This window comes from Lysobacter sp. (assembly GCF_035655815.1).
Taxonomy (GTDB): Bacteria; Pseudomonadota; Gammaproteobacteria; order Xanthomonadales; family Xanthomonadaceae; genus Lysobacter_J.
Map to the genome: position 1 here is coordinate 13,657 of NZ_DASRTS010000035.1, position 12,435 is coordinate 26,091.

Consider the following 12,435-nt stretch of genomic DNA (forward strand, 5'->3'; position numbering starts at 1 on the left):
GATTCGGATCAACTCACCTGAACTGCAGGTGGCTCAAGTTCCGTAGGCCGCAAGAAGGAACGTTCTGATCAGTGCGCGTTACTGAGCCAATATTGCCCAGATGCGGAAATTACTGACGCACCGCGACTCGTGAGGCGATTGCATGTCATTGCTTAGCGAGTTCCTCTCTGCGCAGCAACTCTCGCCACGAGCATTTGCCCGTTTTGGCTTTCCGCGCATTGTGCGCCTGCCTTCGGCCGACACTTCAGCAAGTTGCGATGCCATGAATATTCGTTGCTTATCCAGTCGCCGTTGCCATACGCAACTGTTCCGGCCGTGCGTGATGTCGCGTTGCACCGCAGGCTCCGCGCTCTCGGAGCGAGCCTTGGAAGCCTTGGCCCGAGCCTCATCGTCGCACTGCGCTGACACAGGAGCAGAGGCGATCACGTTAAAGGCGGTGGGCGTGCGCCGATCCGCAGGCTTGGTGGAGACGGCATAAGTGATACGCGAAAGCCCGTCCGCTGGGCCCTCATGGCGACGCCCCGCGCCCGCCTCCACAGATGTCACCCGTGAATCTGTGGAGGCGCTTCTCGCGCGAGGTGGTCAGATCGAGAAGCTGCCCATTGGGGCACGCGGCACACCGCTCCTGCGGGACACACGTCCATTCGAGCTACGCAAGCACACCGGGAACGGCACATCATGAGATGCGTGTTGCAGCGAGACGCACAGCTCGGCACGCGGCGTCATAGCGCGTCACGGACTCCCGCGAAGGCAGGCGATACTCACCAGCTAAGACTTGGCGCGTATGACAAGCGGGCGCTGCGGAGCGGCCGAACGCTTTTCGCACGCAGGCCTTCATTGCTCTTTTGACGGTGCGCACGCCGATGCAGCTGGATGCATGGAGGCTTATGCGCGCACTGCGGATCGTCCTTGCACTGCTTGGACTCTTCTATGTTGTGGATGTCGTCTACTCGACCGTTCTTTACGGCGCACCGTCGCTCAAGTCGATCGCCTTCGCTTGGATGGATCTCTCCGTCGCGGCCTTCTCTTATGACGCGTCGAGTCCGCTCGCCGCTCGATCGGCGCCGCCGCATTCGAATGGCGAGACATCCAGATCCGACACGTGAACCTGCACCATCACCCCATCTCCTGCGGAGGCTCATCTCATGAACAAAGCCCAGCTCGTTGAAGCCATTTCCCTGCGTGCGCAGCTGCCCTCGTCGCAGGCCGAGGCTGCGCTCAATGCGACCCTCGCGGCCATTACGCAAGCACTGCAGGATGGCGAGCCGGTAGTCCTCGTGGGATTCGGCACGTTCGAAGCGCGCACGCGCGCGGCACGGTCAGGCCGCAACCCGAAGACCGGTGAAGCGATCGAGATTGCGGCGTCCGTGGTCCCGGCGTTCAAGCCAGGCAAGACGCTCAGAGCGTCGTTGCGATAACAGACGTCCGCCCCCACCGTGCGCTTTCCGCCAGCGAGGCGCGAGTTCCCTTAACGGCTCCCCAGGATGTCGGCCCGCGGAGATGGAGGGCGGGCCAGACCACCGGCTCAGGATTGGTCTTCCATGCCAATCCTGAGCCAGAGGTCGCAGACCATCAGGCCGAGGCAAGCAATGCGCTACCAGCCAACTGCGCGTCTGCCTCGACACGCCATCCCCACCCCCCGCAGGTCGTCTCGATCGCGATCTGACCGTCCACCGACTCCGCGTCAGGCACGGCAGTGGCGGCGCCCCAGATATCGGGATATTTCGCGATGAGGCCACCCAGCAGTGCGATCCTCAGTTGTACGGATTTCGTGGTTCGCAGCGTCACGCCATCCGCCATAAGGCCGCCCACTGTGCCGTCGTTGGAATGACGTTCCACCAGGTACTGCAGCACCCGACTAAACGCCTCGATGTCCTCCTCCGAGTAACCGTTGGCGCGATTGGTATGGTGATTGGTCCGGAAGACGCCCTGCTTCCTGAGCCCCTCAAGCACGTTCACCGACACGCCCAGCAGTTCGGCCGCGTGCCGCACGTTGACCGGCGCGTATCGCGACACCTTCCAACTGCGTGCCCAGTCCATGTCGACCAGGACGTACCGGTTTGCGCGGTGAACATCGGCACGCAAGATCGGAATGTCATCGCCGGCGCGGATGCGCCGAGCCAAGGTGCGCGGATCCATTCCGGCCACGGACGCCGCCTCCAGGATCGAACCCCATTGGCTGGCGACCGGTTGTCTGATCTTCTCCCCGCGCACCAGGCGCTCCCGAGGGATGTACCGCGCGCCGAAGTGATACACCTCATCGATCAGAAATTCATACTGGACCCGGCGTTTACGCATGTTCTTCTTCAGGCAGGTGAGCGCCCAATACAGCTGGCTTCTGAAGGCATCTCCCCATCGATCCGCGAGAATCGCCTCCTCATAGCGCTCCACAAGGAATGAGCGGAAGTTATGCGGCCAGTCGTCCAACATGACGGACACGGCTTCCAGATGTTCGGCGGTCCGCCTCGGTCCGAGGGGGATGCCCCGCTTGTCGCGCTCCCAAAATTGATCGCAAAGCACGTGGACCAATCGGCTCAGGGCATACAGATCCAGGTCCTTGAGGTGCGCCAAGGCCTCCGGCATCGGGGCCGCGGCATTTCGGTACAGCACGGCCCGAAAGGCCTGCAGCAGGCGCGCCAGTGTGTCCGAACACGTCGAGGCGCGTCCCTGGGCCGTGAGGTCGCTGCCGCAACTGCACCGCCCAACGGCCGGCCGGTTCCATCCAAGCGGCCGATCACAGGCCTCGCATTGCTCCAGGAGGCGGATCCGGTGGATCGGGCACCAGTCCATCACCTTGAGATGCCAAGCCGCCTCGTGGCGGCCCGTTTCCCTCACGCAGGCCGGGCAGATCCGGAACACGTCCATGCGCGCCTCGTCGACATACACCTCCTGGCCAAGCAAGCGCATGGTCTTCTTGGACTTGGGATCCTCGGGCCGAAAACACAGGCGTTCGGCCGTACGCTTATCCACGCCGGCGATGTCCCGAATGACGTCGATATCGGCCAGCCGCAAATGGACCAGCTTTCCGACACGGCGCAAGTGGCAGATGACCCGTGTCGGGCGATCGTATCCATTGGCGGTCGACAGCGTGTGGAGGTAGCCGGAGATGCATTCGGTGGGGTGAGGCGCAGGCGTCAGGACCAGCATCACAGCGCCCTCGCCATCTGGTCGCGCAACTCGCGCTTGGTGCCCCGCCCCTTGCGCCCGGTCCCCGCAGGCCGCGCTGTGGGGGACGCCGTGATCGACACCGCGCCGCTCGTGTCGGCGTAGGCGTCCTGCTGCGCCAGCGCCCGCACCTGGTCGAGGATCTCATCCTGCCGACACAGGTCCAGGTTCGCTCCGAACGGCCCATCTTCCAGCGGAAACGTGGGCGCGTACCAGATCGCACGATCAAACGCCGCCGCGAGGTCGTCGAGGCGGATTGCCGTGGTGTTGTGGCGGATCGCAGTCTTCACGGCACGATCCATCAGCTTGGCAAACAGGCCCAGGCGTCCGCTGGTGGCCAGATACAAGCGCAACGCGATCTCGTCCGATTCCAGCGCCGGCAACTCGAACGGTTGCAGCTCCATGGCGAACGCCTTGAGAACCGCTTTGAATTGGCGTCGCGAATGATCGTCCTGCCAGTTGAACAAGGGCATGGTCAACGGCGCATCGAAGCGTGCCTTGAGCTGCGGATTGGCGTTGACGACCGACACCGAGTCCGGCAACCCCACCGCAACCAGCGCCCATTCCCGGCTTTCGACCAGATTCTTCAGCCAGTCGGCCGATTCGAACAGGCGCTTCTTCTGGCCCTTGTCGACCAGGTGCTGGAACTCGTCCAGGATGATCATGCGGCAGCCCACCCCCTTGAGCAACGTGAGCAGGCGGTGAGTCATGTTGGTCCGACTGCCCTTCGACCAGAGCGGATCGCCAAGCGCCTTCAGCAGCTGCTCCAGAAGGGCCTTCACCGTGCCCTCCGGAGGGGCTGCGGCATAGATGACGGCTTGGCGCATGCCGTCCTTCCGACGTTTGGGCGGGTTTCGTGCAAGAAAATCCTTCACCACGCTCGATTTGCCCGTGCGGGTTTCGCCGATGAGCAGCAGGCAGGCGGGCACGGCCGGCTCCCCGTCCACTCCCGCATCCGAATCAACATCGTCGTACGTCTCGCTCAAGGCTTGATGGATCGCGTCGTATGCGCGGTGGTCGATGCGAATGGCGCCCACCAGGTTCTTGAACTGCGTCAGGTCCGTGTGCTTAGACATACAGGTTCTCCGATGAGGTAACACGGCGGGACACCAGGCTCGGCACGTCCTCGTCGATCGATTCGACCGGGAGGCGGGCAAGCTGCGGTGCGACCACGTCCGGCGACGGTGGTGGTGATGGCGACGGTGGCGGCGTCGACGTCGACGTGGGCGCGGGAGACGGCGCGGGCGTGGACGCGGCCCGGCCGGTCTCCATGAACCGCGCCTGCTTCTTGCGGGAGCTGCGCTTCACCAGATCCATGTCCATCCGGATCAACTCGCGGATGCGATCTCGGGCGGCCAGCAGACTGACCTCGCGGGCCTCGTCGTCGAGGATGCGGCGCTGATAGCGCTTGCAGACCTCATGCTGCCAGCGCGTCAGACCCGCGGCATAGGCCTGATCCAAGGCCGGCACCCGGATCAGCCATTCCCCGCCCCGCTCCGCCGCAGGCACGACGACAATGATCGATCCGACGTCCTCGTCCATGGCCCGGACTTCGACATGGATCTCGTTCCCGTACTGTTCCCGAACGGCACGCAGCTCATGCGAGTTGTAGAACAGGCAATCCAGCTCGATACCCTTGTGCGTGAGGCGACGCTCCAGCTTGCGGCTGAAGGCACTCTCGATGGACAGCGACGACGGGGGCAGCCAACGGTCCACGCCTTGGATGCGTTCCTGCCACTCCCGTGCCGGCGTGCTGTCCAAGCCGCGGTGCGGTTCCTGGTGATAGATGTCGACCAGCCAGGTCAGGACGATCTCGCGCAACGTCGACAACCGCACGACCGCATGCTTGGTCGGGTTGTAATCGCCCCGCGCCAGGATGTTGTGGAACGTCTTCCCGGGGATGGTGTCCACCAGACCGGTTCGCAGCGTCCGGAAGAAGCGCTCGACTTTCCCCTTGTACCAGGGCTTGCGCCTCGGGCAGAACTGCAGCCGCATGCCGAACCGACCAATGGCCTGTTCCAGCGCTTCGGAGTGCAGTTCCATGCCGTTGTCGGCGACGATCTCCTCGATCACGCCCCAGGCATCCCACGCATTGAGGATCTTCGGGTAGGCCGCGAGACGTTCATCCTTCGGCATGATCGCGTCCCGGATGGCGCGCATCACGCTGACGACGCTGGGCTCTTCGAACCCGAGGTAGAACCCCAGGACATTCCGGGTGCATTCGTCGAGGACGAGCGTCAACCACGGCCGCCCCAAGGGCAACCCGCTTTCCTCGTCGACCACCATGAGGTCCAGACGGCAGTGATCGATGCTGGCCCGGGCCAGGGGCCGCTCGGCCGGTGCGCCCATCCCCGCGGCCCGGAACCGGATGTCGGCAACCCGTTTTCCGTAACGGGCCACGCACCTGTCATACGGCGGGATCTCGGCGATCCTGCGTTTGAGGTAGCTGAGGCCGGGCAGCGGCAGCTTCTCGGACGCGAGACGGCCCAGGTTCTGCACCGCCACCTGTGCACGCAGTTCCTTGAGCACCATCGCCTTGCTGTTTCGCGCGGGCGTAAGGTAGTGCGTGGCAATCGCGTCGTCCGCCAGCCGCTCGACGATTTCATCCGTTTTGGAGTCGCGACTTCCCTTCTGGCTTTGCCGGTCGATGAGTGCGCGAATGTCGTATCCCGCGTCGCGGTAGGTGCGGATCCACGTCGCCACGGTGGTGAAATGCGGTGGCTTCTCGAAGATCGGTGCCGCGTTGCCGTCCGAGCCTGCCTGTTCTTTGGCCGCCTCCTCCCAGATCGCCTGGATGCGAGGCACGATCACCGACGCAGTGATCGGCACCCCCTCGAGTTTGCGGATGTACACCAGTTTGGCTTGCGCCCGCTTCCATAGCGCCTCCGGATAGCTCTGTCGAAACGCATCCTCGTGCGCTCGATGAAGCGCCGTCAGGCGTTCAGCCTGCCCCATCCGCTTCTCAGACGCGCCCTCGAAGAAACGCAACTCACCGCGGCTCCATTGCGCTAGCAGGCTCGGCGTTGTCTCCTCGCGAAAGCAACCAGTCGCCACATCTTCGAGGGTCCATCGGCCTTCCTGGATCTCGCGGAAGATGCGGTACGACGCCTCGCCGATCGAGAAGCGTTGACCGATCTGGAATGTGCCTAGCGCCATAGCCGATTCTCCTTGGCGAGTGCACGAGGCAAATGCACGGGCGTGTCGGCGCCGATGGTGGCGGTCATGTCGATGTGCAGGCGGCCGTCGATGATTTGCCGGGCGACGCCGGCCGCGTCGAAGCTGCCGGGCCGCTCCCAGTCAAAGTCGGCCAGCGTGGTCACACCGCGCTGCCGAACGGTCTCGTAGGCCTGAAGCGTCCAGATCGGCGTGGTGGCTTCCCGTCCTCGCACCAGCAACTTCCTGGCGTTGGCCAGCGCGGTGCCGCCCCGAATCTGGTCCTCGGTCACCAGCCGATACCCCACCCCGTAGCGATGCAGGCGCTGCGTCAGCAGGGCCGTGCGCTCAAGCACCTCGTCCGTGACCTGATGGCGAAATTTGACCTCGACGAACTCGCGACCCTCGGTGGTGGCCACCGCGAAGTCGGGGAAATGCGTGTGGATCACGCCGCGATGTGTGTACTGAAGGAGGGCGGGTTGCTCGCCGAACCACATCACGCCCGGGCACGCATCCAGAATGAGTGCCAGCTCTGCTTCCAGTTCCGACTCGCAGTGCACGCAACGCCCCAGCAGAATCGAGGGCACCTTGGTCACTGGCCGAGGCGCACCGCGATGGACAATTTTTCGCACGCGGCACCGCCTTGGGGGCGGCAGGCTCACGCCCACCCACGATCGGGTTGCGAGCATGGCGGGTGCGGTTGACGCCGCAGGCAACGTGCGTAATGCGCTGAGCAGCGCCGTGGGGCGTCCTCGCCCAATCGACGCCATCGAATTCATGTACATGTGTGCAGGTCCGTTCAAGGCCGGCATGGGCCGAAGCACATGCCGGCGGGAAGTGGACCGGGCAAACCCGCCCGTCGAGAACCTGGCCAAGCGGCTCAGGTCTCGTTGACAGAGAGGCGGGGAAGAGGCACCATCGCGACAAAGCACCGTAGCTTTATCGCTTTTCGGGCCCAGACACTCTGCCAGGAGTGCTGGGCCTTGTGCTTTTCCTAGCCCGGATTGGCGGTGGAGCCATCGGCGCTTAGGTCATGGAGTCCTCCTTCTGCACGTGCGGTGGGAAGCTCGCCTTTCTCGCGCAGCTAGCGAACGTGGCGGCCGCCTTTCTTTTCTTTGGACACGAGTCCTGTCAACGACAGGCGCGCCAAGTACTTCGCCACGTCTTTCGGGGTCGCCCACCAGCCGCGCCGATGGGCGATGCGCATCATCGGCAACGTGAGATGGCCGCGTCGTCGGGCCTTGGTCAGGGCATCCGCACTCGGATAGCCCAGCAGCCGCGCGGTGGTGGCGGAATCCAGCAACCCGCCGTATTGCTCAAGGAGCCTCAACTCGACTTCAGACGGCTGGGGCATACACAAACGACCCGAAGCGACCTTGCACCGACTGTATCGGCCCGGGCCGCCAAGTGCAAGTATATGATTTTGATCGATTTTTTCCACATTCGTCGTCATATCCGGATGGCTTGTTTCATAACCATCGTGACACTGCCTGCGCCGCGAGGCATGACGGGCGGGCACACCAGTTGACGGCGTCGTTGACGTCGTACTGATCGGATGCCCTACATCAGATATGCGCGGCGCTAGATCTGTATATCGAGGAGCTGGTGCGACGGCACCATTCCTGATGGGACGAGTCACTGATTCGATGACGTGCTACGACACACGCAGGTCGCAGCTTTCGCGCAACGCTGTTTCTAGAGCCTCGGTAGGTGCAACGCCGGGCCCGCGAGTGATCGGCGCCGGCGAGGTCACCAAACGCCGCATCGTGGCCGGCGTGGTCCTCGTCTCACACGCGACCAGATGCATCAAGGCTGCACGCGCGATACGCCAATCCCCGCTGGCGAACGACGTTGCTGCGGCACTCCATAAGAGTCCGCCGAACGCCAACGGCCACACGCGCCTAGAGTGGTTCGAATGCACACTCTCGTTGTGTCGGCCAAAGGGTGACGCAAAAGCGGTCGCCAGGCCGCCCTCCGATCGCAATGAGCTCGCGGACACCGCCGCGGACCAGACGTACCTTCTCGTGCGGGTCGACGTCTACGGTGCCTCCACCTCGCACGCGGAACCTGCCGGGCTGGAGGACGCGACAAGCCGCTGCAGGCAACCCCATTTGGCGATTCGTGATGGCTCCTTCCGTGAGCGTCATCTCCCAACTGATGCTTCCGTCTTCGTGGGTCCGGATTTCAATGATCTCGTTGGCGTTCCGGACGTACGCCTTGCGCATGCTGTGCCCTTCCAGCCGGGCGCCGCGGATCGCATAGATACCGTGATCGATACGGCGAATCATGGGCGAACATGACAACTGGACTGACAGTGAGATGGGGCTGATTCCCCCTTCTCCCACCAGCCTTGCCTTGATGTCGCCCAATGCCATCACGCCGCCATGCGTCCGCAGGAGGTCGATCACGCTCCCGATGACGCCATCGGGCGCCGTGCGCGACACGCGCGAATCGTCGACGAGCCGCAGGTCGTCCGCCTGCTGGACTTCGATATCCGGGCACGAGGCCAGCATCGCGAGCAGCACCTCAGCGGTAGGGAGTATCGGCGTGATGGGCGACGTCTCGTCGTAGAGGCGACTAAAGCGGGAAATCCCGGCATGGACGTGCTCGACATCCACACGGGCCCGTGCCGTGGCGAGAATGCGGCGCGACCAATCGAGCAGGCGATTGGCACCGTCTGCCTCACCGAACCAGAACCACCGTCCCGTACGATCAAGCTCCACATAACCGCAGACGGTGCGCAACGCCGTGCGAACCTCGTCCGCAGTAATTCGCTCTTCGTGCTCCTCCTGGGTCGCCGCCCACACCTGGTCAAGCAAGGCGGCGCCGTTGAACCGGATGAAGCGCCGCGCGTGACGTAAGGCGGTTGGCACCCAGTTCGCCTTCTCCCGCCCCACCAGCATGGGCACCGCCTGGCGGGTATCAATCTCGATTGGCAGCCCCTCGCCAAGCACATGCGCGCCATAGGTTTGCGCCGCTGCAAGCGTGACACCGCCCAGCAGATCGGTCCAGTTGCGCTTCGGCGCGTGACACCGGCATTGGCCCAAGGCCGCGGCAACGCTCTGCGACTTCAAGGAAACGCTCCCGGCGAGCGGGGCGGACGGCCAGATGCTCGAGCATGCGCGCAATTACCTGACGCACGCGCTCACGTGTGAGGCGGTGGCGATCGCCTATGTCCTGCAACGTTGACCCCAGCCCGTAATACTCTAGAAACAGCCTGGCGTTGCGCGCTGCATTGCCATGTGGGGCGCGGATCGAAGCGAGATCCGTCGCCACTTGTTCGATCTCCTCCATCAGTGTGTGCGCAGGCGGCGGAAGCTCGCGGAGCACCATCTGTTTGGCCTTGCGCCGACCGCTGAGACAAAGATCCGGGTGGAGGATGGGCAGCTCAACTCCGCACGCGGCCGCAGTCGCTTCGAGCTTCGGCCAACTCGGCAGCGTGGGTTTTCCCGGATGTTCCCAGATGCAGACGGTGACAGAACAGACACCAATGGCGTCGCCAAGCGCCGCCTGTGTCAGCCTCGCGCGATGTCGCGAGCCCCGCAGCCACACCTTGAGTTCCTGCGGGACACGCAACACCGCCGGCACGTCAGGTTCGGATGACGTGGCCGCGGCGCTCTCCGACTCAGGCGGGGCCTCGACGTGGGATGGCAACAGATCAACCGGCAGGTCGGGAGCCTTCGCGTGGAGGGCGGTAGCCAGTGCATTCAACTGCTCGCGGGTTGGCAGATCCTCGCAGCGTTCGTACTCCCAGAGGAATACCACTCGGGTAGCCAGTCCCAGATGCTTGGCGAGTTGTGGTTGTGTCAGCCGAGAAGCCCGGCGACTGGACCGAAGCCATTCCTTGAATTGTCGTGCCTCAGGCGCGAGGTCCATGGCACGTCACCGAAATCGCAGCTCTGCGAAGTCGCCGATCAGCTGCATCTGGTTAGCGGCAGCCTGCCGCATCCCGACATTCATGGCCACGCTCCTGCGACCTTGGCTCCATCGATGCGATGGGGGCCAGAACCTCCAAAGCACCATTTTGCTCAAATCTACCCCTCGTCCGGGCTCACCTTCAATCGGCCCGGACCACAGGTTGCGTGTAGCGCGATCGCGGCGCAGAGCGGAAGCGATCCGTGGCTCCCCCAACCATAGGTAACAAACAGTCGTCAGGACCTGCGGCGAGAACCGCGCCGTCGCTGATTCGGCTGCGTCTCGCTTACGTTACGCACGCTTAGGTGCGTGTTGCGCGACTGCACGAACGGGAGCGCATCCGACAAATGATTTCGCCAACTTGCCGAGGCACCCCATAGGGAGAGGAGACGCCAGAAGGAGGCAGCCGCGGCGAGCATCAGTACGGCTCCATTGACCACCATGCCAAGATGGTCAGATTTGATGCCGAACAGCGCGCACATTACGCCCGCCGACACGAGGATCAGATAGGCAACCAACAGCCACGTGTACGTGAACACTCGGCGCGAGCGTGAGTTGTAGCGCCGATTTCGCCAAGCGATCGCGCCGCGGGAACGATCAAAACGAAATACGCATGATTCATCGCGAACGCCCTTAGACGTTGCATAGGCTTATCACGCGACGTGATGTGCCGGATCGTCGCCGCGGACAACGTTACCCCGTAGCCATAAAGAACGATGCCCTCTAACCACAAGTCATCGTCGTGATGCTCCTTACGAATCCATAGATCCAGGAACTCTCGGCGCCTTTGATCGCGGGCCCGAATAGCCCCAAACATCTCCTTTGCGCACCACGCAACGGCAGGGACCACGATGACGATCACAGCCACCCAATCCCCACTTCGAAAGAGCTGTGATACCTGGCCTGCATCCATTCCCTGCCCTCATTTCGGCTGGTCGCATTCGCCCGAGGGTTGCACCTCGTCTACGGCTAGAACGTCAACGCGTCCCCTAACCCTCGTAGGACCGCACGGCAGCTTTAGCCCCCATTAGGGAGAGTGCGGCGGTCGGGCGCACGCCGCGAATCGCGTGCAGAACTGCTCAGACCTGCACCGCACACCCCCTGCTTAGAACCCCATTTATGGGGCGGCCTAAGCGAGCAGGCACGGGATGCCTGTCCTTATGACCATCGCTCACCTACTAGCGCCTTCTAGCGTCCTTACTAGTGACTTCTGGGGTCCGAACTAGCGCCTTCTAGGCACCCCCACAATCTAGTTGGTCAGAAGCAGGGCGCGAGCGTCACCCGCACTTGCTATACCCGCAATTCAAGCAGGTAGCACAGCCGTCCATGATCACCACCGCCTTGGTGCTGCACTTGTGGCACATGGTGGCGCTGGGCGGGAAGGCGGCGCCTTCGCCGGTGACTTCGACGTCTTCGCTGCGCGGGGCGTCGGCGACCTTGGGTTCGGGGAACAGGTCGCCGGCGGGGTTTGCGCTTACTTCAGTGTTTTTTTTTGAGAGCTGGGCGTAGGCCGCGCGCTTCTCGGCGATGAGGGCGCGCTGGGCGTCGCTCATCTCGGGGTCGTGGATCAGGCCGATGGACTTGAGGTGGTCTTCCACGATCGCGCCCAGTTCGGCGACCAGCGACGGCATGTACACGCCGCCCGGCTTCCAGTAGCCGCCGCGCGGATCGAACACGGCCTTCATCTCGTCGACCAGGAAGGTGACGTCGCCGCCCTTGCGGAACACGGCCGACATGATGCGGGTGAGCGCGACGATCCACTGGAAGTGGTCCATGTTCTTCGAGTTGATGAAGATCTCGAAGGGACGGCGCAGTTCGTGTTCGGTACCGGCGTTGAGCACGATGTCGTTGATGGTCACGTACAGCGCGTGCTCGAACAGCGGCGATTTGATCTTGTAGGTGGAGCCGACCAGGATCTCCGGGCGCTCGATGCGCTCGTGCATCTGGATGACGTCGGCCGTGGGCATGGGCTCGCTGACCGGGGCGGCAGCCTTGGCGGGCGCCGGCGCCTTGTCTTCCGGGGTGACGACGCTGTAGCCCTTGATTTTCTTGTCGATCTTGACGGCCATTGGCCAGCTCCTGCTGCGAATGCGTTGCGAGTTTTGCGGGGAATGGCGGTGGGTTCCGCCGTCTGTTTTTCGGCGGGTCCGGCGCGATGCGCTGCGGTGACCCGGCCTCGTCTTCAACTACGGCTAATGCGGT

The 12,435-nt window shown here is 63.5% G+C and carries 9 protein-coding genes; 2 read left to right on the top strand and 7 right to left on the bottom strand.

Going from position 1 to position 12,435, the window contains the following annotated elements; translation table 11 throughout:
- Positions 1 to 863 precede the first annotated feature (863 nt).
- Together VFE83_RS09420 and VFE83_RS09425 are read left to right on the top strand one after the other, a co-directional pair.
- Positions 864 to 1,106 (top strand): hypothetical protein, encoded by a 243-nt coding sequence (locus tag VFE83_RS09420; protein ID WP_324905413.1) that lies wholly within the window; start codon positions 864 to 866, stop codon positions 1,104 to 1,106.
- A 9-nt stretch (positions 1,107 to 1,115) separates the two neighbouring features.
- Positions 1,116 to 1,418, top strand: a complete 303-nt coding sequence (locus VFE83_RS09425; protein ID WP_324905612.1) for an HU family DNA-binding protein — start codon at positions 1,116 to 1,118, stop codon at positions 1,416 to 1,418.
- Between the two features lie 154 nt (positions 1,419 to 1,572).
- Here VFE83_RS09425 and VFE83_RS09430 read toward each other — a convergent pair whose 3' ends face one another.
- The 7 genes from VFE83_RS09430 to VFE83_RS09460 all read right to left on the bottom strand — a co-directional run bounded on the left by VFE83_RS09430 (position 1,573) and on the right by VFE83_RS09460 (position 12,302).
- Complete coding sequence (locus tag VFE83_RS09430) at positions 1,573 to 3,147, bottom strand: TniQ family protein (protein WP_324905415.1); 1,575 nt, start codon at positions 3,145 to 3,147, stop codon at positions 1,573 to 1,575.
- Positions 3,147 to 4,241, bottom strand: coding sequence for a TniB family NTP-binding protein (locus VFE83_RS09435; protein ID WP_324905417.1), 1,095 nt, complete (start codon positions 4,239 to 4,241; stop codon positions 3,147 to 3,149). The genes VFE83_RS09430 and VFE83_RS09435 overlap by 1 nt, the downstream gene beginning before the upstream one ends.
- Positions 4,234 to 6,321, bottom strand: coding sequence for a hypothetical protein (locus VFE83_RS09440; RefSeq protein ID WP_324905419.1), 2,088 nt, complete (start codon positions 6,319 to 6,321; stop codon positions 4,234 to 4,236). The genes VFE83_RS09435 and VFE83_RS09440 overlap by 8 nt, the downstream gene beginning before the upstream one ends.
- Complete coding sequence (locus tag VFE83_RS09445) at positions 6,312 to 6,914, bottom strand: hypothetical protein (protein WP_324905421.1); 603 nt, start codon at positions 6,912 to 6,914, stop codon at positions 6,312 to 6,314. The genes VFE83_RS09440 and VFE83_RS09445 overlap by 10 nt, the downstream gene beginning before the upstream one ends.
- A 488-nt stretch (positions 6,915 to 7,402) precedes the next feature.
- Positions 7,403 to 7,672 (bottom strand): hypothetical protein, encoded by a 270-nt coding sequence (locus VFE83_RS09450; protein WP_324905423.1) that lies wholly within the window; start codon positions 7,670 to 7,672, stop codon positions 7,403 to 7,405.
- Between the two features lie 547 nt (positions 7,673 to 8,219).
- Positions 8,220 to 9,392, bottom strand: a complete 1,173-nt coding sequence (locus tag VFE83_RS09455) for a hypothetical protein (RefSeq protein ID WP_324905425.1) — start codon at positions 9,390 to 9,392, stop codon at positions 8,220 to 8,222.
- Positions 9,393 to 11,510: 2,118 nt separating this feature from the next.
- A complete protein-coding gene (locus VFE83_RS09460; protein WP_324905427.1) occupies positions 11,511 to 12,302 on the bottom strand; it encodes an NrdJb in 792 nt (263 codons plus the stop codon).
- Between the last annotated feature and the right edge of the window lie 133 nt (positions 12,303 to 12,435).